This window comes from Pseudomonas frederiksbergensis (assembly GCF_035751725.1).
GTDB lineage: Bacteria > Pseudomonadota > Gammaproteobacteria > Pseudomonadales > Pseudomonadaceae > Aquipseudomonas > Aquipseudomonas frederiksbergensis_A.
The window spans coordinates 5,012,524-5,032,086 of sequence record NZ_CP142104.1; the positions used below are offsets into that span (position 1 = coordinate 5,012,524).

18 protein-coding genes, 4 tRNA genes and 1 pseudogene are annotated in these 19,563 nt (G+C 60.5%); 12 read left to right on the forward strand and 11 right to left on the reverse strand.

The annotated features are described in order from the left end of the window. The first annotated feature begins 2 nt into the window (after positions 1-2). The 3 genes from VQ575_RS22430 (at position 3) to VQ575_RS22440 (ending at position 4,369) form a co-directional block, all read left to right on the forward strand. Positions 3-1,019, forward strand: a complete 1,017-nt coding sequence (locus VQ575_RS22430) for a class I SAM-dependent rRNA methyltransferase (RefSeq protein WP_039593866.1) — start codon at positions 3-5, stop codon at positions 1,017-1,019. Between the two features lie 118 nt (positions 1,020-1,137). Then, positions 1,138-4,071 carry a DUF748 domain-containing protein gene (locus tag VQ575_RS22435; RefSeq protein WP_039593867.1) on the forward strand — a complete coding sequence of 978 codons (2,934 nt, stop codon included), beginning with the start codon at positions 1,138-1,140 and terminating at the stop codon, positions 4,069-4,071. A 1-nt stretch (position 4,072) separates the two neighbouring features. Continuing rightward, positions 4,073-4,369: a DUF2845 domain-containing protein gene (locus VQ575_RS22440; RefSeq protein ID WP_039593868.1), complete on the forward strand. Its 297-nt coding sequence runs from the start codon at positions 4,073-4,075 to the stop codon at positions 4,367-4,369. A gap of 232 nt (positions 4,370-4,601) precedes the next feature. Here VQ575_RS22440 and VQ575_RS22445 read toward each other — a convergent pair whose 3' ends face one another. Next, positions 4,602-4,955 carry a BON domain-containing protein gene (locus VQ575_RS22445; RefSeq protein ID WP_030140250.1) on the reverse strand — a complete coding sequence of 118 codons (354 nt, stop codon included), beginning with the start codon at positions 4,953-4,955 and terminating at the stop codon, positions 4,602-4,604. Positions 4,956-5,273: 318 nt separating this feature from the next. Then, the gene (locus VQ575_RS22450; RefSeq protein WP_198725931.1) at positions 5,274-5,696 is read right to left on the reverse strand and encodes a pilin; all 423 of its coding nucleotides are present in this window, start codon (positions 5,694-5,696) and stop codon (positions 5,274-5,276) included. 225 nt (positions 5,697-5,921) lie between these two features. On the opposite strand from VQ575_RS22450, the gene pilB reads away from it, so the two are divergent. The 5 genes from pilB to yacG are packed head-to-tail and all read left to right on the forward strand — an operon-like array spanning position 5,922 to position 10,539. Continuing rightward, complete coding sequence (pilB, locus tag VQ575_RS22455; protein ID WP_039593869.1) at positions 5,922-7,622, forward strand: type IV-A pilus assembly ATPase PilB; 1,701 nt, start codon at positions 5,922-5,924, stop codon at positions 7,620-7,622. Positions 7,623-7,624: 2 nt separating this feature from the next. Beyond that, entirely contained in the window at positions 7,625-8,842 is a 1,218-nt protein-coding gene (locus tag VQ575_RS22460; RefSeq protein WP_039593870.1) for a type II secretion system F family protein, read from the forward strand. Position 8,843: 1 nt separating this feature from the next. Continuing rightward, complete coding sequence (locus VQ575_RS22465; protein ID WP_039593871.1) at positions 8,844-9,713, forward strand: prepilin peptidase; 870 nt, start codon at positions 8,844-8,846, stop codon at positions 9,711-9,713. Then, positions 9,713-10,336 carry a dephospho-CoA kinase gene (coaE, locus tag VQ575_RS22470; protein ID WP_039593872.1) on the forward strand — a complete coding sequence of 208 codons (624 nt, stop codon included), beginning with the start codon at positions 9,713-9,715 and terminating at the stop codon, positions 10,334-10,336. The genes VQ575_RS22465 and coaE overlap by 1 nt, the downstream gene beginning before the upstream one ends. After that, entirely contained in the window at positions 10,333-10,539 is a 207-nt protein-coding gene (gene yacG / locus VQ575_RS22475; protein WP_045156976.1) for a DNA gyrase inhibitor YacG, read from the forward strand. Before coaE ends, yacG begins: the two co-directional genes overlap by 4 nt. Before the next feature lie 4 nt (positions 10,540-10,543). Here yacG and VQ575_RS22480 read toward each other — a convergent pair whose 3' ends face one another. Next, positions 10,544-10,759: a hypothetical protein gene (locus VQ575_RS22480; RefSeq protein WP_039593874.1), complete on the reverse strand. Its 216-nt coding sequence runs from the start codon at positions 10,757-10,759 to the stop codon at positions 10,544-10,546. A 63-nt stretch (positions 10,760-10,822) separates the two neighbouring features. Further along, positions 10,823-11,509: an energy-coupling factor ABC transporter permease gene (locus VQ575_RS22485; RefSeq protein WP_039593875.1), complete on the reverse strand. Its 687-nt coding sequence runs from the start codon at positions 11,507-11,509 to the stop codon at positions 10,823-10,825. Positions 11,510-11,654: 145 nt separating this feature from the next. Between VQ575_RS22485 and VQ575_RS22490 the strand changes: the two genes are divergently transcribed. The 4 genes from VQ575_RS22490 to VQ575_RS22505 all read left to right on the forward strand — a co-directional run bounded on the left by VQ575_RS22490 (position 11,655) and on the right by VQ575_RS22505 (position 14,399). After that, on the forward strand, positions 11,655-12,281 hold the full coding sequence (locus VQ575_RS22490) for a DUF1780 domain-containing protein (RefSeq protein ID WP_030140261.1): 627 nt from the start codon (positions 11,655-11,657) through the stop codon (positions 12,279-12,281). Beyond that, on the forward strand, positions 12,278-12,805 hold the full coding sequence (locus tag VQ575_RS22495) for an MOSC domain-containing protein (RefSeq protein WP_039593876.1): 528 nt from the start codon (positions 12,278-12,280) through the stop codon (positions 12,803-12,805). Before VQ575_RS22490 ends, VQ575_RS22495 begins: the two co-directional genes overlap by 4 nt. 52 nt (positions 12,806-12,857) lie before the next feature. Next, a complete protein-coding gene (locus tag VQ575_RS22500) occupies positions 12,858-13,031 on the forward strand; it encodes a DUF3094 family protein (RefSeq protein ID WP_039593877.1) in 174 nt (57 codons plus the stop codon). Positions 13,032-13,100: 69 nt separating this feature from the next. After that, positions 13,101-14,399, forward strand: a complete 1,299-nt coding sequence (locus VQ575_RS22505; RefSeq protein WP_039593878.1) for an NAD(P)/FAD-dependent oxidoreductase — start codon at positions 13,101-13,103, stop codon at positions 14,397-14,399. Positions 14,400-14,452: 53 nt separating this feature from the next. On the opposite strand, the gene VQ575_RS27335 is transcribed toward VQ575_RS22505, so the two are convergent. From VQ575_RS27335 to clpB, 7 genes and pseudogenes are all read right to left on the reverse strand, one after another. Beyond that, a complete protein-coding gene (locus VQ575_RS27335; RefSeq protein WP_411829988.1) occupies positions 14,453-15,316 on the reverse strand; it encodes a methyl-accepting chemotaxis protein in 864 nt (287 codons plus the stop codon). Continuing rightward, positions 15,308-16,078: pseudogene (locus VQ575_RS27340) on the reverse strand (MCP four helix bundle domain-containing protein); the annotation flags it as partial. The gene VQ575_RS27335 and the pseudogene VQ575_RS27340, both read right to left, overlap by 9 nt. Positions 16,079-16,233: 155 nt before the next feature. After that, positions 16,234-16,310: transfer RNA gene (locus VQ575_RS22515), tRNA-Pro, on the reverse strand. A 94-nt stretch (positions 16,311-16,404) separates the two neighbouring features. Next, positions 16,405-16,480: transfer RNA gene (locus VQ575_RS22520), tRNA-Lys, on the reverse strand. A gap of 5 nt (positions 16,481-16,485) precedes the next feature. Further along, positions 16,486-16,562: transfer RNA gene (locus tag VQ575_RS22525), tRNA-Pro, on the reverse strand. A 7-nt stretch (positions 16,563-16,569) separates the two neighbouring features. Continuing rightward, a tRNA-Asn gene (locus tag VQ575_RS22530) sits at positions 16,570-16,645 on the reverse strand. Between the two features lie 315 nt (positions 16,646-16,960). Continuing rightward, the gene (gene clpB / locus VQ575_RS22535; RefSeq protein WP_039593880.1) at positions 16,961-19,525 is read right to left on the reverse strand and encodes an ATP-dependent chaperone ClpB; all 2,565 of its coding nucleotides are present in this window, start codon (positions 19,523-19,525) and stop codon (positions 16,961-16,963) included. Positions 19,526-19,563 lie beyond the last annotated feature (38 nt).

Sequence of the window (19,563 nt, forward strand, 5' to 3'; positions counted from 1 at the left end):
GCATGTCTTCCTTGAATCTGGCGCTGCGCGCCGCCCTCGACCAGCGCCAGGCCCTGCTCGGCCAACTGCACCAGCAAGGCACCGACTGCTATCGCCTGTTCCACGGCAGCCAGGAAGGCGCGCCCGGCCTGACCGTCGACCGCTACGGTCCGCAACTGCTGGTGCAGAGTTTCCATCAGTCGCTGGAACTCGACCCCTTGCTGCAACTGCACGGCATCGTCAATGAATACCTGGGCCTGGACACCCTGCTGGTCTACAACGATCGCGCCCGGGGCAATTCGCGTATCGACCGCCAGGACAGCGTCTATCAGGCCGACGAAGCCGCCCTGCAAGACCTCGTCGGGCATGAATGGGGTTTGAACTACCGCGTTCGCGGCCGCCATGCCGGCCAGGATCCGTTGCTGTTCCTCGACCTGCGCAACGCCCGCGGCTGGGTCAAGGCGCACAGCCGGGACAAAAGCGTGCTGAACCTGTTCGCCTACACCTGTGGCGTAGGCCTTAGCGCCGCGGCCGGTGGCGCGCGGGAGGTCTGCAACCTGGACTTCGCCGAAGGCAACCTGGCGGTGGGGCGCGAGAATGGCCTGCTCAATCCCGATCTACCAGCGATGGAGTTCGTGCAATCGGATTATTTCCCAGCGATTCGCCAGTTGGCCGGCTTGCCCATCAGCCAACGGCGCGGACAGAAACTGCCAAGCTACGTACGCCTGGAACAGCGTCAGTACGATCTGGTATTGCTCGATCCACCCGCATGGGCGAAGAGCGCATTCGGCACCGTCGATCTATTGCGCGACTATCAAAGCCTGCTCAAGCCGGCGCTGCTCGCCACCGCCGACGATGGCGTGCTGATCTGCTGCAACAACCTGGCGAAAGTGTCCATGGATGAATGGCGCGAACAGGTATTGCGTTGCGCGCAGAAGGCTGGCCGCCCGGTCCGCGAGTGGAGCGTGCTGGCACCCGGCGACGATTTCCCGTCGCAGGATCAGCAACCACCCCTTAAAACGTTGATCCTTCAATTCTGAGCACGCCTCGGCAATCCCACGGAAAAAACGGACAAATCTGATAAAACACAGTGGCTTCGGAACCGTAAACGCATGCCATACTCCAAGGCACTCCGATTCATACCAGACGAAGCCACACATGCCCAAAGGACTGATTCGCGCTTTCGGCGCCCTGTTGACCGCACTGGCCCTCTACAGCCTGTTGGGTTTCCTGATCTTGCCGGGCATTGCCCTGCGCATCGTCAATCAGCAACTGGCCGCCCATGCCACGGTGCCGGCCCAGATCCAGCGCATCGAACTCAACCCTTTCAGCCTTGAATTGACCTTGTGGGGACTGATGATCGGCGAGCCGGGCAAGGAACAGGTCGGCTTCGAACGCCTTTACGCCAACCTGCAAGCCGACAGCCTCTGGACCGGCGCCCTGCACCTGGCGGACATCGAACTGGACAAGCCCAAGACCGAAGTGGTGTTCGCCAAGGACGGCCAGTTGAACCTGCTGGGCCTGTTCAAGCTGCCGCCCAGCGAGCCAACCCCGGCCGACCCGCAGGCCAAGCCGTTTCCCCTGCGAGTGGATCGGATCAAGCTCGCCAGCGGCTACGTGCACTTTCAGGATTTGCGCCCCAGCGAGCCCATTGAATTCCTCTACGACGCCCTCGACTTCGAGCTGAAAAACCTCAGCACGTTACCCGATGACAGCGCCGACATGACCCTGGTGGCCGCAGGCCCCAACGGCGGTCAGCTCGACTGGACCGGTAATTTCAGCCTCACCCCGATATCGTCCCAAGGCACGCTCAAGATCACAGGCGGCCAGATGAAAGCCTTTTGGCCCTATGTACGCGACGCGGTGCCGCTGGTGTTGGAAAACGGCGTGCTGGACCTCAGCACCGACTACAAGCTCAACCTCGCCAAGGGCACGGAACTGTTGCTGAGCAACGCGGCCGTCAGCGTCGCGCCCTTCGCCATGAAGGCGCCTGACGGCCGTCCGCTGGCAAGGCTGGAGCGCCTGGACGTGAGCGAAACCTCGTTGGACCTGGCGAAGCAACAGGTTATCGTCGGCAAGATCCGCAGCCAGAAGCTGGAAACCTGGGCCGCTCGCGAAGCAGACGGACAATTGGACTGGCAAAAGCTCTTCGCCAGCCAACCAGCCAAACCGCAAGTGAAGGCAGAACCGGCCTCGGCCCCGGCAGCCGCCGACTCGCCCAAACCTGAGCCGACAGCACCCAGCAAGCCTTGGCAAGTACTGCTGAAGGACGTGCAGTTGCGCAACTACCAAGTGCACCTGGCCGACCGCCAGGCCCAGCCGCCCTTGGCCCTGGAAGTCGGCCCGCTGAACCTCGACCTGCAAAACTACGACACTCTCAATGGCTCGCCCTTCAACCTCAAGCTGGATACGGGGCTGGGCAAGCAGGGCAAGATCCTCGCCGACGGCGTGGTCAACCTCAACCCGGTCACCGCGAAGCTCAACGTCAAGACCCAGGACATCGACCTGCGAGTCGCCCAGGCCTACATCAACCCGTTCATTCGCCTGGAGCTTCGCTCCGGGATGCTCGGCAGCGACCTGGTGGTGGACCTCAAGAGCACCGAGCCGTTGGCACTGGCCGTCACCGGTCGTGCCCAGGTCGATCAGTTGCATACGCTCGACACACTCAAGACCCGCGACTTCCTCAAATGGCAACGCCTGGAACTCCAGGGCCTCAACTACCAGCATGGCGACAGCCTGTCGATCGACAAGGTCAATCTGTTCCAGCCCTACGCGCGCTTCATGATCAATGACGATCGCACCACCAACGTCGATGACCTGTTGATCGCGCAACCCGCCGACAGCCCTGCCAAGAACACCGCGGCCAAACCGGCGTCGAAGGAAAAACCCCTGGGCATTCATGTCGGTGCCATTGCCATCAACGACGGCTCGGCCAACTTCGCCGACTTCAGCCTGACGCCGAACTTCGCCACGGCCATCCAGCAACTCAACGGTGAGATCGGCACCATCGACAGCCGCCAGGCCAAGCCCGCCACCGTGGACGTCAAAGGCAAGGTCGACCGCTACGCACCGGTGACCATCAAGGGCGCGGTCAACCCCTTTGACCCGATGGCCAGCCTCGATATCGCCACCAGTTTCAAGCGGGTCGAGTTGACGACCCTGACGCCCTACTCCGGCAAGTTCGCCGGCTATCGCATCCGCAAGGGCCGTCTCAATCTCGACCTGCACTACCGGATCACCAAGGGCCAGCTCCAGGCTGACAACAAAGTCGTGGTCGAGCAATTGCAGTTGGGTGAGAAAGTCGACAGCCCGGACGCCGTGAGCCTGCCGCTGAAACTGGCCGTCGCCCTGCTCAAGGATTCCGAGGGCAGGATTTCCATCGAGCTGCCGGTTTCCGGCGACCTCAATGACCCGCAGTTCAGTGTCATGCCGATTGTCTGGCAAACCCTGCGCAACCTGGTGGTCCGCGCGGCACAGGCGCCCTTCAAGCTTATCGGCGGGCTGGTGGCCGGCGGCGGCTCGGAAGACTTGGGCAGCGTGGCATTCGCCCCGGGGTCCAGCGACCTGAGCCAGGAAAACCAAAGCGTGCTGCTCAAGTTGTCCGAAGCCTTGGGCAAACGTCCGGAACTGCGCCTGGAAATCGAAGGCACCGCCGCCGAAAGCAGCGACGGCCCGCTGCTCGCCGCCCAGCGCCTGGAGCGCGAATACCAGTACAACTACTACAAGATGCTGCAGCGCCGTGGCGATAAAGTGCCGGCCAAGGCTTCCTTGCTGCAAGTACCGGAAGATGAAAAGGCCCCGCTGCTGGAAGGCATCTATCGCACTCGCCTGAAGACCCAGCCACCGGCTGAATGGACGCAACTGGATAAAAAGGCTCGCACCGACAAGCTCCGTGAAGGCGTCATCAAGTTCTGGAGCGGCAGTGATGTACTGTTGCGCGAACTGGGCCAGGAGCGGGCGAGCAGCATCAAGGACTTCCTGGTGGACAAGGGCAAGCTGGCCGATGACCGCGTGTACTTCATCGACGCCAGCCTCGGCCAGGCCGAAAAAGACGGCACCGTCATCACGCCAATGCATTTGGATGCGGAATGAAATGAAGTACCTGTACGGACTCGGCCTGGGCTTGTTGCTTGCCGCCGGCCATGCCTCGGCCGCCACTACACTGCGCTGTGGCAGCCACCTGGTCAGCGTCGGCGATCGCTCGAGCGAGGTGTTGCGCAAATGTGGCGAGCCGGCGGCGCGGGATGACCTGGGCTACAAACGCAGCGTCAACCGCAGGGAAGAGTACCCGGTGGAGGAATGGACCTACGGGCCCAATAGCGGGATGTACCAGTACTTGCGCTTCGAGAGGAATCGGCTGGTGGAAATTACCAGCAGCCGTGGGCGGTGACTGGGCTATTCCCTGCAGGCCTCTGCTGACAGTACCTGCTCGCGGAAGGAGCGGCGATTTCCCTGCCTGGCGCACTTTTTCTTTCCCAGAATAGAACAGGCCCCCGGCACGAATGCCGGGGGCCTGTAATGGCCACGTCCGTGTGGCCTTTCGCATGAACTCCAAAGCGACGGCAAGCGTATAACCCAGCCCGCTTGCCGCGCCTTCTCCCGTCCAGGCGAGAAGCCTTTCCTTACTCGGATTTCAGGCCATCAGCCGATACGGCTTTGACGCCTTTGATTTTCTTGGTGATCGCGACGGCGGTGTCTTTCTGCGCATCGCTCAGGACAGTGGTCGAAGACAGGGACACGACGCCCTTGTTGGTTTCAACCTTGATGTCGGAGCCTGGAATGCCTTTCTCGGTGACCAGGTCGGCTTTGACCTTGGTGGTGATCCAGGTATCGGAAACGTCTTCCTTAGCCTCTGTCACTTCGCCCGCAGCCAGCATCATCGGGGCCTGAGTTGCTTGAGTGGTCTCGGCGAAAGCGCTAGCCATGGTCAGGGTCAGTGCAGTGGCAGCAGCGGCAGTGATAGCGAACTTCTTCATACGAGTAACTCCTGTTTTTCTCAGAAACTGCCGAAAGTGCATCGCGGCAGGTTGTCAGGAGTAGTGCGAAGGCTGTGCCAGTTTTGAAACAATGTAAAAAACGTTATTAATCAGTAAGTTAAGCGAAGCGGCTTTTTTCATTATCATGCAAATTGCATGACCGAGGGATTTAGTACATGCAAGTTGCGGGTTTCGGTGGGTTGCTAAGCTTATGAATTCCTGAGATTTATTTTAAGAAAGGGAATTGCTCGTTCCGTAATATGACGAAGCCCCGCAGATGCGGGGCTCGCTTGGGTCTGCTCGGATGGCCTTGTTGCATTAAGAAGCAGGTGCGGCGCCCGTACAGCCCGCTGGCAAGAACTCCTGAGCGGCTGTCGAGGCGCACGTCCAGACACCCTCCGCAGACCGGGAGAGCGTAATAGTCCTACCTAAAACAGGGGCCGGTGCATTCAACAGTGCGCACGCGATACTGCCCGTCCCAGCCGATGCGGTGCCTGAAACGGTCATGGTGCAGTTACTGGTGGGCGACGTGCCCCCAATGTTCGCCAAGGTCGGGTTGGTGCCCTGGTTCATGACATCCTCAAACGCCACCCTCAAGGCAGAAACTTCCGCCAAGCCCGCCGTTGCCTTGGCCCGTGCCTGATACCGGGAATACTGCGGCAACGCAAACGTCGCCAGGATCCCAATGATCGCCACCACGATCAGCAGCTCGATCAGCGTAAAACCCTTTTGCTTTCTCATAGACATCTCCCATGCATGAGTCGAAATCTCATGACCTGAAACGGCCATTGCAGAGCGCATGCCAACCCTGGAAGCCCCGCCAATCAAGGCTGTCCTGTCTGCAAAAGACCTACGTGCCACCCCAACAACCGCACTATCTGACGCTTTTTGTCACCTCTGCGCGCTGGTCAGGCACCGATGCTTGACTAGGCTATAAATCAAGAACAGTCCGCGTCCGGTATCCCCATGAATGACATCGCCCTCAGCGGCCTGGCCAAGCAATTGGTGTTGGCTGAACTGATCACCGAACAAAGCGCGCAGCAGGCTTTTCAACAGGCCCAGCGCAATCGAGTGCCCCTGGTCAGTTACCTGGTGCAGAACAAAATGATCCAGAGTCGCCAGGTGGCGGAAATTGCCTCGGAGCATTTCGGTATCGCCCTGCTGGACCTCAACAGCCTCGATAAGGACAACCAGCCCACCGGCCTGGTCAGCGAAAAACTGGTGCGCCAGCACCACGCGCTACCGCTATGGCGGCGCGGCAACAAGCTGTACGTAGGTATTTCCGACCCCACCAATCATCAAGCCATCAACGACATCCAGTTCAGCACCGGCCTCACCACCGAAGCCATCCTGGTGGAAGACGACAAGCTCAGCGACGCCATCGAGAAATTCTTCGAATCCAGCAGCACCGGGCTGGAGGGCATGACGGATGTCGATCTCGACGGCCTGGACATCGAGTCGATCGACGACCGCAAGCAGGACACCATCGCCGGCCAGGACGGCGACGATGCGCCCGTGGTGCGCTTCGTCAACAAGATGCTGTTGGATGCCATCAAGGGCGGCTCTTCCGACTTGCACTTCGAGCCCTATGAAAAAACCTACCGGGTGCGGGTGCGTACCGACGGCATGCTGCGGGAGGTCGCCAAGCCCCCCATCCAACTGGCCAACCGCATTGCCGCGCGCCTGAAAGTCATGGCAAGCCTGGACATTTCCGAGCGACGCAAGCCCCAGGACGGTCGGTTGAAGATGCGCCTGTCGAAAACCAAGTCCATCGATTTCCGGGTCAATACCCTGCCCACGCTCTGGGGCGAAAAAGTGGTCATCCGGATTCTCGATCCCTCCAGCGCGCAAATGGGCATCGACGCCCTGGGCTACGAACCGGAGCAGAAAGACCTGTACATGGCGGCCCTCAAGCAACCGCAAGGGCTGATCCTGGTGACCGGGCCGACCGGCTCGGGCAAGACCGTGTCGCTCTATACCGGCCTGAACATCCTCAATACCGTGGATATCAACATCTCGACCGCCGAGGACCCGGTGGAGATCAACATGGAGGGCATCAACCAGGTCAACGTGAATCCGCGCCAGGGCCTGGATTTCGCCCATGCCCTGCGCTCGTTCCTGCGCCAGGACCCGGACGTGATCATGGTCGGTGAGATCCGCGACCTGGAAACTGCCGAGATCGCCATCAAGGCCGCACAGACCGGGCACCTGGTGTTGTCCACCCTGCACACCAACAGCGCCGCCGAAACACTGATCCGCCTGCAGAACATGGGCATCCCTGGCTTCAACATCGCCACGGCGGTGCACTTGATCATTGCCCAGCGCCTGGCGCGCAAGCTGTGTGCCCAGTGCAAAAGAGCCATCGAGATTCCCGAGGAAACCCTGCTCAAGGAAGGTTTCCCCCGGGAACGCATCGGCTCATTCACGATCTATGAGCCGGTCGGTTGCGAACAGTGCAACAACGGCTACAAGGGTCGCGTGGGGGTATACGAAGTGGTGAAGAACACGCCTGAGCTGCAACGGCTGATCATGGCCGAAGGCAACTCCCTGGAAATCGATCTGCAAATGCGCAAGGACGGCTTCAACGACTTGCGCACCTCGGGGCTGTTCAAAGTGATGCAAGGCATCACCAGCCTCGAAGAAATCAACCGGGTCACCAAGGATTGAACATGGCGGTCAAGGCAGTAAAAACCGACGTCTATACGTGGGAAGGCAAAGACCGCAAAGGCACGAAAATGTCCGGCGAACTGACCGGCCAGAGCCCGGCACTGGTCAAGGCACAGCTGCGTAAACAAGGCATCAACCCGGGCAAGGTTCGCAAGAAATCCACGTCGATATTCAGCAAGGGCAAGCGCATCAAGCCGCTGGACATCGCGCTGTTCACCCGCCAGATGGCGACGATGCTCAAGGCGGGCGTGCCGCTGTTGCAGGCGTTCGACATCATTGGCGAGGGCTTCGACAATCCGAATATGCGCAAATTGGTGGACGAGGTGAAACAGGAAGTCGCCGCCGGCAACAGCTTCGCCGCCTCCCTGCGCAAATGCCCACAGTATTTCGATGAGTTGTATTGCAACCTGGTGGACGCCGGCGAGCAAGCCGGCGCCCTGGACACGCTGCTGGACCGCGTCGCGACCTACAAGGAAAAAAGCGAAGCCCTCAAGGCCAAGATCAAGAAAGCCATGACCTATCCTGCCGCGGTGATCGCTGTCGCGGCGGTGGTCACGAGCATCCTGCTGATCAAGGTCGTGCCGCAGTTCGAGTCGGTCTTCTCAGGCTTTGGCGCAAAACTACCGGCCTTCACGCTGATGGTCATCGGCTTGTCGGAGTTTCTGCAAGAATGGTGGTGGGTATTGCTGGGCGGGCTGGTGGGGGGATTTTTCGGCGTCAAACAGGCGCTCAAGCGCTCCCAGGCCTTTCGTGATTGGCGAGACAAATGGCTGCTCAAGCTGCCCTTGGTCGGCGCCTTGATGTACAAGTCCGCCGTGGCTCGCTACGCCCGTACGCTGTCGACGACGTTCGCCGCCGGCGTGCCACTGGTCGAAGCCCTCGACTCTGTGTCGGGCGCCACTGGCAACGTGGTGTTCAAGCGTGCCGTGCAACGCATTCGACAGGATGTCTCGACCGGCATGCAGTTGAATTTCTCGATGCGTACGTCCGGCATTTTCCCGAACCTGGCAATCCAGATGACCGCCATCGGCGAAGAATCCGGCGCGCTGGACGACATGCTCGACAAGGTGGCAAGTTTTTATGAAGCCGAAGTGGATAATCTGGTGGACAACCTCACCAGCCTGATGGAACCCTTCATCATGGTCATCCTGGGGGTGGTCGTCGGCGGCCTGGTGGTTGCCATGTACATGCCCATCTTCCAACTCGGCTCTGCGATCTGACATGCCCTTGAGCGAATTCTTCGTGCTTTACCCCTTGGCGTTCGTGCTCACCGCACTGCTGCTTGGGCTGATCATCGGCAGTTTCCTCAATGTGTTGGTGTGGCGCCTGCCGAAGATGCTCGACCGCGAATGGCGCCTGCAAGCCCAGGACCTGCTGGGCCTGCCGGCGCAAGCCCCTGGTCCGGTCTACAACCTGATGCTGCCCCATTCCCAATGTCCCCATTGCGGTCACCGTATCCGGGCCTGGGAAAATATCCCGCTGTTGAGCTACCTGATGCTGCGCGGCCGCTGTTCAAGTTGCGCCGCGCCCATCGGCAAGCGTTACCCCCTGACCGAACTGGCCTGCGGCGCGCTGTCGGCGTTCCTTGCCTGGCATTTCGGCTTCGGCTGGCACGCCGCGATGGCGATGGTGCTGAGTTGGGGCCTGCTGTCCATGAGCCTGATCGACGCCGAGCACCAACTGCTGCCCGACTCCCTGGTCTTGCCGTTGTTGTGGCTGGGGCTGATCGTCAACAGCTTCGAGCTGTTCGTCTCGCTGCACCAGGCATTGTGGGGCGCGGTGGCGGGTTATCTGGCGCTGTGGTCGGTGTTCTGGGTGTTCAAGCTGATCACCGGCAAGGAAGGCATGGGCTACGGCGATTTCAAGCTGCTGGCGATGCTGGGCGCCTGGGGTGGCTGGCAAATCCTGCCGCTGACACTGCTGCTGTCTTCGCTGGTGGGCGCTGTCGTCGGCGTCATTGTGCTGCGCATGCGGGACGCCCCGACATCGACACAGATCCCCTTCGGCCCCTATCTGGCGATTGCCGGCTGGATTGCGTTGCTCTGGGGTGGTCAAATAACCGACTTCTATTGGCAGTCAGTCGGTTTCTAATGAGCAGCCCTTTGAAAAAACCCTGGATTCTCGGCCTGACCGGTGGCATCGGCAGCGGCAAGAGCGCGGCAGCCCAGCACTTTATCGACCTGGGCGTGCACACGGTCGATGCCGACCATGCGGCGCGCTGGGTGGTCGAACCTGGACGTCCGGCACTGGAAAAGATTGCCGAGCACTTCGGTCCTGGCGTGTTGCAGGCAGACGGCACGCTGGATCGGTCGGCGCTGCGCACGCTGATCTTCGAGGATGCCGATGAGCGCCGTTGGCTCGAAACGCTGCTGCATCCGCTGATCGCCGACGAAATCGCCCATCACCTGGGCCAGGCAAAATCACCCTATGCGATCCTGGTATCACCGCTGTTGATCGAGTCGGGACAATACGCGATGACCCAGAGGATCCTGGTGATCGACGCGCCTGAACGACTGCAGGTCGAACGCACCTTGCAGCGCGACCAGACCAGCGAACAGCAGGTCCAGGCAATCCTCAAGGCCCAATCCAGCCGCCAGGACCGCCTGAGCCATGCCGACGATGTGCTGGTCAACGACCGCGACCTTGCCTGGCTGCACAGCGAGGTCGAACGCCTGCATCACTTTTACCTTACCTTGCGTGGAGGCCAACCATGAGCCAACCCCCAATCGTCGATTGCCCAACCTGTGGCGCCCCGGTTGAATGGACCCCTGAGAACAAATTCCGGCCGTTCTGTTCAGATCGCTGCAAGCTGATCGACCTGGGCGCCTGGGCGTCGGAAGAACACAAGATTCCCGTGGCCCCGGATGCCGAGGATGAGTTGTTCAGCGAAGACTTCAATCCTCGCTCCCACCATTGATTCCTCAGGGCCGCATGAAACCGTAATCCTGGTTATCGTCGAGATTCTCCGCCAGGAAACTCAGCTCATCGGCCAGGTCATCCACACTGCGGACGGTCTTGCTCTGCTGCACGATGGCACTGAGCAAGGCCCGCAGGCTCAAGCCCGGATCGAATCCGATTTCCATCGCTGCATCGTGGCTACGCCGGATTTCCTGCCTCGCCCACTCATAAACACTCATGTTGGCACTCCTGAAAGTTTTCCAAAGCATGAAGGGCGGCAGGCGGCGCAGCCTTGACGTGAATCAAGGCTTGTCGTCATCGTTCCAGGGCGCCGACAGATAGCGCGTGCGGTTGAAAGTCTCGAGCCATTCTGGGCTGAACACCACCAATGCGCTGACCACCATGCCGTTGATGAAGGCCTCGGGGAAGATGATCAGCCAGAGGTAGCCAATGAAATCCTCCAGCCAGTAAGGCATGACGAAAATGCCGTCATGCCAGAGCAGGCCCAGCCCCAGCAGCAGGCACACCAGCGCCGAAAGCGCGGCCGCCAGGAAACCGGAACAGAAGATATACACAAACAAATTGCGCGGTTGGGCACGCTCCACCAGGATTGCGCAGCATTCGGTGATCAGCACCGGCAAGAGAATCAACAGCGCGCCATTGATGCCAACGGCTATCAAGTCCTGGCGCCCCAACAGCACCAGCGCAAGCTGGGCGATAAGCCCGCCAAGAATCGCCAGCGGCCAGTCCAGCAGCAAGGTGACGGCGGTCAGGCCGATGAAGTGATACGAGACGCCAGTGTCGAAGTCGCGTCGTACCAGCCACAACATGAACAGGGCGAACACCGTACCAAACAGCAGGTGCTGACGGCGGCTGTCGGTAAACAGCTCGACCCACGGCGCGCGCGCCACCGCCCAGGCTATCGCCGGCACATAGATCAGCCAGCCAACCGCCAGGGTTTGCGGCGAGAGCAACTCGGCACCGATCATCGATCAACTCCTTTGGCATGCCCTTGCATCAGAGACTCCGTGGCCGCCCTGAGATTCAAGCCGGCAGTCTACACCTGCGCGCTTGGGCGCCATTAATCAACGCAACGCTTTGGGCTTGTAGCAATTGAACGCTAAGCTTGGGCTCATGGATGACTCCGATTATTTACGCCTGCTGACCATCGCGGCCGAGCAAGCCAACGCCTTCCTCTCCAACGCCCGCAAATGGGAGCGTGAGCGTTGGGTCTGCCAGCGCCTGCTGCAAGGGCTGAACGTGCCTTATCGCGCCGATGAGTTCGCCCCCGCTGGTGAGCCGCCAGACGTGTTGTTCCGCGATGCGAATTTCGAAGTGTTTTTCGTGCTCGATGAAGGCCGCCGCCTCAACGACGAGTGGCGCGACGAATTGCAGCGTCGCCGCAGTGCCTTTTCCCTGAGCCAGTTGGTGCGGCGCGAGGCCAAGCCCCGGCGGATTCCGGCCAATGAGTTCCTGATGAGGCTGGCACCGACCCTGCGCAAGAAAGCCCACAACTACACCGAGCGCGGCATGGACCTGGGGGAGCTGGACATCATCGCGTTCGCCAGTCTCAAGCGCGAAGTCCTGGACCTCAACAGCCATTTCCCGCCCCCGACCGAATACCTGCGCCAGGGCTGGCGCTCGTTGTCGCTGGTTGGGCCGACCTTCGCCCGGGTACTGTTCGCCCACCCCGATGCACCTGATTTCCTGCGGGGCAACCTGGGCCGCAGCATCGTCTTCGATGTGGGGATCAGTCTGTGAGCCCATTGCAGGAATTGATCGCCGCTGTGCCACAACAAGGTCGCGTGCGCTGGATCGGTGTGCGTCCCCAGGGCCATGCGCCGATGATCGAACTGGACGCCGTGGAGGCGCGCCTGGAGGCCGGATTGACCGGCGACCACGCCCGCCCCGGCATTCGCAATGCGCGGCAAGTGACGTTGATTCAATGGGAGCACCTGGCCGTGATCAGTTCACTGATGGGCCGTCCCGAGGGTCAGCCGGTGCAGCCTCAAGAACTGCGGCGCAATATTGTAGTGAGCGGGATCAACCTGTTCAGCCTCAAGGGCCGGCGTTTTCGCATCGGCCAGGCGATCTTCGAAACCACCGGCTGGTGCCAGCCCTGTGCACGACTGGAACGAAACCTCGGCGAAGGCACCTTCCAGGCCGTACGCGGCCATGGCGGAATTACCGCGCGGGTGCTACAAAGCGGAATCATTCGCCTGGATGACAGCCTTTGCGTCGAACCTGTCCCGGCGAGCGGCTACGCTAATTTCAATGCCGGATAGCCGGACGCTGTAACGTCTTCACATTCCGCAACGTCTACCTGACGAGGCCAATATGACCAGCCGCCTGAACCCAGATGACCAGAAGCATGTCGAAGAGTACCTGCAACTGTCCCAGCACCGAGTCGAGCGCCGGCCTTTCCGGCCGTGGATGCTCCTGGTGGTGGTACTGGCCATCACGATTGGCCTGGGCCTGTTGAGCCGATTGATCAGTTACCTGACGCTATGAGCCGCTTTTTGTCATCGACGCTCGCACAGGTAACGGCACCGAATTCCTTTAGCCTTGCGAGATATCCCCATGACTCATCGTATTGTCATCGTTGGCGGCGGCGCCGGCGGTCTGGAGTTGGCTACCCGTCTGGGTAAGACTCTGGGCAAGCGTGGTACGGCCAGCGTAATGCTGGTCGACGCGAACCTGACCCACATCTGGAAACCGCTGCTGCACGAAGTCGCCGCCGGTTCCCTGAACTCCTCCGAAGACGAACTCAACTATGTCGCCCAGGCAAAATGGAACCACTTCGAGTTCCAGCTCGGGCGCATGAGCGGTCTGGATCGAGAGAACAAAAGAATCCAACTGGCCGCCACCTATGACGAGGCGGGCGTAGAACTGTTGCCGGCCCGGGAACTGGGCTACGACACGCTGGTGATCGCGGTGGGTAGCACCACCAACGATTTCGGCACCGAAGGCGCGGCGCAACACTGCCTGTTCCTCGACACCCGCAAACAGGCCGAACGCTTCCACCAGCAATTGCTTCACCACTACCTGCGTGCCCATGCAGGGCAGACCGATGTCATCGAGCGCATCAGCGTCGCCATCGTCGGAGCGGGCGCGACTGGCGTCGAACTCGCGGCCGAGCTGCACAACGCCGCCCACGAATTGCATGCCTACGGCCTGGACCGGATCAAACCGGAGAACATGCACATAACCCTGATCGAGGCGGGCCCACGGGTCTTGCCGGCCCTGCCGGAACGCATCGGCGGGCCGGTGCACAAGACCTTGGAAAAGCTCGGCGTCAACGTGATGACCAATGCCGCCGTCAGCCAAGTGACCGCCGACAGCCTGATCACCGCGGATGGCAAAGTGATCGGTGCAAGCCTGAAAGTCTGGGCGGCCGGGATTCGCGCGCCAGAATTCCTCAAGGAGATCGATGGGCTGGAGACCAACCGGATCAACCAGTTGCAAGTGCTGCCGACGCTGCAGACCACTCGCGACGAAAACATCTTTGCCTTCGGCGATTGCGCCGCCTGCCCACAACAGGGCAGCGACCGCAACGTTCCGCCACGCGCCCAGGCCGCGCACCAGCAAGCCTCGCTGCTGGCCAAATCGCTGAAGCTGCGGATCGAAGGCAAGGCCCTGCCGGCATACAAATACACCGACTACGGCTCGCTGATCTCGCTGTCGCGCTTCTCGGCGGTGGGCAACCTGATGGGCAACCTGACCGGCAGCGTGATGCTCGAAGGCTGGCTGGCGCGGATGTTCTATGTCTCGCTGTATCGCATGCACCAGATGGCACTGTATGGCGTGTTCCGCACGGCGATGCTGATGTTGGGCAGCAAGATCGGGCGCGGGACCGAGCCGCGGCTGAAGTTGCACTGAGGCATCCATCGCCTTCGTCGGAACGCGGCGGCACCGTCAGTACTTGGTTTCAATCAAACCTGAAACCGCTGCACCATCGTGCGCAACGAATTCGCCAGTTGTGACAGCTCATGGCTGGACGCACTCGTCTGGTCCGCCCCGGTGGCCGAGCGCACGGACAGATCACGAATATTGACCAGGTTGCGATCCACCTCACGGGCCACTTGCGCTTGCTCCTCGGCGGCGCTGGCGATCACCAGGTTGCGTTCGTGGATCTGGTGCACTGACGCGGTAATGGTCTGCAATGCCTCGCCCGCCCGTTCCGCCATCGCCAACGTGCTCGCCGCGCGGCTGGAGCTGGCCTGCATGGAGTCGAGCGCCTGGGTGGCGCCGTTACGCATGCCCTGGACCATCTGCTCGATTTCCTGGGTCGATTGCTGCGTGCGATAAGCCAAGGCTCGCACTTCGTCGGCGACCACCGCAAAACCACGACCGCTCTCCCCCGCCCTGGCCGCTTCGATGGCCGCGTTCAAGGCCAGCAGGTTGGTCTGCTCGGCAATGGCCCGGATCACATCCAGCACCTTGCCGATGTCCTGGGACTGGCTGGCCAGTGACTGCACCAGGCCGCCTGTAACCTGCACGTCATCGGCAAGCGCGCTGATGGCCTCGACGGTGTCGCTGACCCGCTCCTGCCCCAACGTCGCCGACTCGCTGGATAGACGGGTGGCGTCGGAGGTGGAAACGGCGTTGCGCGCGACTTCCTCAACGGCGGTGGTCATCTCAGTGACGGCAGTGGCGGCCTGTTCGATTTCAGTGTTCTGCTGTTGCAGGCTCTGGGTGCTGTCGAGCGTGACCGCATTCAGCTCATCGGCAGCGGTCGCCAGTTGAGCCGCAGAGCCACTGATGCTTTGCAAGGTCTGACGGAGGTTCTGCTGCATCGTGGCCAAGGCCTTGAGCAAACGACTCACTTCATCGTTGCCATGGGTCTCGATCGGGCGGGTCAAGTCGCCACGTGCCACGTTCTCCGCCGCGTTCACCGCCTCACCCAAGGGCTTGACGATACTGCGGGTCAGCAGCATCGCCAGGACGACCGTCGCCAGGGCGGCCAGCACGACGAACAGGCTGACGATCATCCGCGAGTTGACGTAATGCTCCTGGGATTTCTGGCTCTCGATCGACACCTGCCTGGAGAACAATTGCGCCAGATCATTGAGCTGCTTGCCCGACCCGTCCACTACGGTCTTCATGTCCACCAGCAACAGCTTGATCAGCTCATCCCGACGCCCCTGCTCGGCCAAGGTGAACGATTGGGCAATGCCCGAACGGTAGGCGGCAAAGGTCTGCTTGAACTGGTCGTAGAGCGCCTTGCCTTCCGGCGTGATGACCAGCTTGTCGTAACTGGCGATCTTTTCGCTCAGTTCTTTGTCGCGGGTATCCATCTGGCCGCGATACACCGGGATATTCTTCGGGTCCTGGTCCAGGGCCATGCGCAGGGAAATGGTGCGAATGCGCAGCATCAATTCGCGAATTTCGTCACCGCCACGGATGCTGGGCAGCCATTGGGTTTCCACCGCGACCTCGCTGTCGCGGATGCTCGACATCTGTCCCAGCGCAAATACCCCGAGCAGCGCCACCAGTACGGCGATCAAGGCAAAACCCAGCGCGGCGCGGCGGGCGATATTCAATTGGCGAAGGAACATGACGGGCGCCTTTTATTGTTGTTGGCCTGAAGGAGGGCGATCGATACGTGCCCTGTCGGCGGGTTATCGGCAGGTTGTACGACGACTTGAAGCCATCTGCTTTTTTCGCGGGCAAAAAAAAATCCCCGTATCTTTCGATACGAGGATTTTTAATATGGTCGGGGTAAGGGGATTCGAACTCCTGACATCCTGCTCCCAAAGCAGGCGCGCTACCGGACTGCGCTATACCCCGGTAAAAAAAAGGCGACCTTCGCAAGTCGCCTTCCTCGATCAGCGCTTTTGGCCTCTGATCTTAAGATTCGATTCCAGCGAACTGGTTTCAAAAATGGTGGGTCGTGTGGGATTCGAACCTACGACCAATTGGTTAAAAGCCAACTGCTCTACCAACTGAGCTAACGACCCAAATATGGTCGGGGTAAGGGGATTCGAACTCCTGACATCCTGCTCCCAAAGCAGGCGCGCTACCGGACTGCGCTATACCCCGATTGAAATGGCTCCGTGACCAGGACTCGAACCTGGGACCCAATGATTAACAGTCATTTGCTCTACCGACTGAGCTATCACGGAACTGATATTTCAAATTACTGCAATTTACCGCTACAGCGTTGAAGCTTGCTTCAACCTCTTCGACCCGTCTGCATCGCTGCGTTCGTGTGTCTGAGGCGCGCTATTCTACAATCTTCAAAACCTCTGTCAACCCCTTAAATTGCTTTCAAGACAATGATTTGCAACTTATTTTAGGTTCCTTCCCGGAGAGAAGTCGCCCTTGGGGTGACGTACTGCGGGGCGCACTTTACAAGTCTTTTCCTTTGAGTTCAACGGCCTGATGAAAAAAATGGCCTCGCAAGGCGAGGCCATTCCAATATCCGGCTGTGCCGGCCTTCAGTTGAAGACGATTTCGTCGTTTTCCACGGTACCGGTCACGGTTTCGCCCGGCATGAAGCGCCCCGACAGAATCAACTGCGCCAACGGGTTTTCGATCCAGCGCTGGATCGCTCGTTTGAGCGGCCGCGCGCCGTAGACCGGGTCGTAACCCACCGCGATCAGCTTGTCCAACGCCTCGTCGCTCAGTTGCAGCTTCAGCTCGCGCTCGGTGAGGCGGCTGCGCAGGCGACCCAGCTGGATCTCGGTAATGCCGGCGATCTGATCGCGAGCCAGTGGCTCGAAGATCACCACTTCGTCGACGCGGTTGATGAATTCCGGCCGGAAGTGCGTAGAGATCGCGTCCATGACCGCAGCACGTTGCGCCTCGCGGTCCCCCACCAGTTCCTGGATCTGCGTAGAGCCCAGGTTGGAGGTCATCACGATCACGGTGTTGCGGAAGTCCACCGTGCGCCCGTGGCTGTCGGTCAGGCGACCGTCCTCCAACACCTGCAGCAGGATGTTGAACACATCCGGGTGAGCCTTCTCGACCTCATCGAGCAGGATCACCGAGTACGGCTTGCGACGCACGGCCTCGGTCAGGTAACCGCCCTCCTCGTAGCCGACATAGCCCGGCGGTGCGCCGATCAAGCGAGCCACGGAATGCTTCTCCATGAACTCGGACATGTCGATGCGCACCATCGCCTCCTCGGTATCGAAGAGGAACTCGGCCAGTGCCTTGCACAATTCGGTCTTACCCACACCGGTCGGGCCGAGGAACATGAACGAGCCGCTCGGACGGTTAGGGTCCGACAAACCGGCGCGGGACCGGCGCACGGCGTTGGACACCGCCACCACCGCTTCTTCCTGGCCAATCACACGCTGGTGCAACAGGCTTTCCATTTTCAGCAGCTTGTCACGCTCGCCCTCGAGCATCTTCGAGACCGGAATGCCGGTCCACTTGGACACCACTTCGGCGATCTCTTCCTCGGTGACCTTGCTGCGCAGCAACTGGTTTTCGCTCTTGCCGTGCTGGTCGACCATTTGCAGGCTGCGCTCCAGGTCCGGGATCACCCCGTACTGCAGCTCGGCCATGCGGTTGAGGTCGCCTTTGCGACGAGCCGCTTCCAGTTCCTGGCGGGATTGTTCGATCTTTTGCTGGATCTGCGCAGAACCCTGGACCTCGGCTTTCTCCGAGTTCCAGATTTCCTCGAGGTCGGAATACTCGCGCTCGTGACGAACAATTTCTTCCTGCAACCGCTCCAGACGTTTTTTCGCCGCTTCGTCGCTTTCTTTCTTCAAGGCCTGGGATTCGACCTTGAGTTGAATCAAGCGCCGCTCCAACCGATCCAGCACCTCAGGCTTGGAATCGATTTCCATGCGGATGCGGCTGGCGGCCTCGTCGATCAGGTCGATGGCCTTGTCCGGTAACTGACGGTCAGTGATGTAGCGATGGCTAAGCTTGGCCGCCGCGATGATCGCGCCATCGGTGATCGCGACCTTGTGGTGAACCTCGTAGCGCTCCTTCAGGCCCCGCAAGATGGCGATGGTGTCTTCTTCACTCGGCTCATCCACTAGCACTTTCTGGAAGCGCCGCTCAAGTGCAGCGTCCTTCTCGATGTACTGGCGATACTCATTGAGCGTGGTCGCACCGACACAATGGAGCTCGCCGCGGGCCAACGCGGGCTTGAGCATGTTGCCAGCGTCCATCGAGCCCTCGCCCTTGCCGGCGCCGACCATGGTGTGCAATTCGTCGATGAACAGGATGATCTGCCCTTCCTGCTTCGACAGTTCATTGAGCAGGGCCTTGAGCCGTTCTTCGAACTCGCCCCGGTACTTGGCGCCGGCGATCAAGGCCCCCATGTCCAGGGACAACAGGCGTTTGCCCCGCAGCCCATCGGGCACTTCACCGTTGATGATGCGCTGGGCCAAGCCTTCGGCAATGGCGGTCTTGCCCACGCCGGGCTCGCCGATCAGTACCGGGTTGTTCTTCGTGCGCCGTTGCAAGACCTGGATGGTGCGACGGATCTCATCGTCACGGCCGATCACCGGGTCGAGCTTGCCTTCCTCGGCGCGCTTGGTCAGGTCGACCGTATATTTATCCAGGGCCTGACGGGCTTCCTCGTGGTTAGGGTCGTTGACCGCATCGCCGCCACGCAGGTTATTGATCGCATTTTCCAGGGCTTTCTTGCTCACGCCTTGGCCAAGTAGCAACTTGCCGAGCTTGCTGCTCTCGTCCATCGCGGCGAGCAGCACCAGTTCGCTGGAGATGAACTGATCGCCCTTCTGCTGGGCCAGCCGGTCGGCCTGGTTGAGCAGTCGCGCCAGGTCCTGGGACATGTTCACGTCACCGGTCGGATTCTGGATTTTAGGGAGTTGGTCAAGTTCCTTGGCCAACTCTTTGCGCAGGCTGTTGACGTCAAAGCCCACTTGCATCAGCAGCGGCTTGATGGAGCCGCCCTGCTGCTCGAGCATGGCTTGCATCAAGTGCGCCGGTTCGATACTGGGATGGTCCAGGCCGACGGCCAAGGACTGGGCGTCGGACAAGGCCAATTGTAATTTGCTGGTTAAACGGTCGATACGCATGGGTCACCTTCCTTTTGAGCAGGCCGGACCTAAGAAAC

What these genes read in the sequence shown, in the direction of transcription:
- VQ575_RS22490 (WP_030140261.1), top strand. Translation starts at nt 11,655, where the DNA reads ATGGATGACTCCGATTATTTACGCCTGCTGACCATCGCGGCCGAGCAA.
- VQ575_RS27335 (WP_411829988.1), bottom strand. Translation starts at nt 15,316, where the DNA reads ATGCAGCAGAACCTCCGTCAGACCTTGCAAAGCATCAGTGGCTCTGCG.
- VQ575_RS22465 (WP_039593871.1), top strand. Translation starts at nt 8,844, where the DNA reads ATGCCCTTGAGCGAATTCTTCGTGCTTTACCCCTTGGCGTTCGTGCTC.
- pilB (WP_039593869.1), top strand. Translation starts at nt 5,922, where the DNA reads ATGAATGACATCGCCCTCAGCGGCCTGGCCAAGCAATTGGTGTTGGCT.
- coaE (WP_039593872.1), top strand. Translation starts at nt 9,713, where the DNA reads ATGAGCAGCCCTTTGAAAAAACCCTGGATTCTCGGCCTGACCGGTGGC.
- clpB (WP_039593880.1), bottom strand. Translation starts at nt 19,525, where the DNA reads ATGCGTATCGACCGTTTAACCAGCAAATTACAATTGGCCTTGTCCGAC.
- VQ575_RS22430 (WP_039593866.1), top strand. Translation starts at nt 3, where the DNA reads ATGTCTTCCTTGAATCTGGCGCTGCGCGCCGCCCTCGACCAGCGCCAG.
- VQ575_RS22480 (WP_039593874.1), bottom strand. Translation starts at nt 10,759, where the DNA reads ATGAGTGTTTATGAGTGGGCGAGGCAGGAAATCCGGCGTAGCCACGAT.
- VQ575_RS22435 (WP_039593867.1), top strand. Translation starts at nt 1,138, where the DNA reads ATGCCCAAAGGACTGATTCGCGCTTTCGGCGCCCTGTTGACCGCACTG.
- yacG (WP_045156976.1), top strand. Translation starts at nt 10,333, where the DNA reads ATGAGCCAACCCCCAATCGTCGATTGCCCAACCTGTGGCGCCCCGGTT.
- VQ575_RS22460 (WP_039593870.1), top strand. Translation starts at nt 7,625, where the DNA reads ATGGCGGTCAAGGCAGTAAAAACCGACGTCTATACGTGGGAAGGCAAA.
- VQ575_RS22440 (WP_039593868.1), top strand. Translation starts at nt 4,073, where the DNA reads ATGAAGTACCTGTACGGACTCGGCCTGGGCTTGTTGCTTGCCGCCGGC.
- VQ575_RS22505 (WP_039593878.1), top strand. Translation starts at nt 13,101, where the DNA reads ATGACTCATCGTATTGTCATCGTTGGCGGCGGCGCCGGCGGTCTGGAG.
- VQ575_RS22445 (WP_030140250.1), bottom strand. Translation starts at nt 4,955, where the DNA reads ATGAAGAAGTTCGCTATCACTGCCGCTGCTGCCACTGCACTGACCCTG.
- VQ575_RS22485 (WP_039593875.1), bottom strand. Translation starts at nt 11,509, where the DNA reads ATGATCGGTGCCGAGTTGCTCTCGCCGCAAACCCTGGCGGTTGGCTGG.
- VQ575_RS22450 (WP_198725931.1), bottom strand. Translation starts at nt 5,696, where the DNA reads ATGAGAAAGCAAAAGGGTTTTACGCTGATCGAGCTGCTGATCGTGGTG.
- VQ575_RS22500 (WP_039593877.1), top strand. Translation starts at nt 12,858, where the DNA reads ATGACCAGCCGCCTGAACCCAGATGACCAGAAGCATGTCGAAGAGTAC.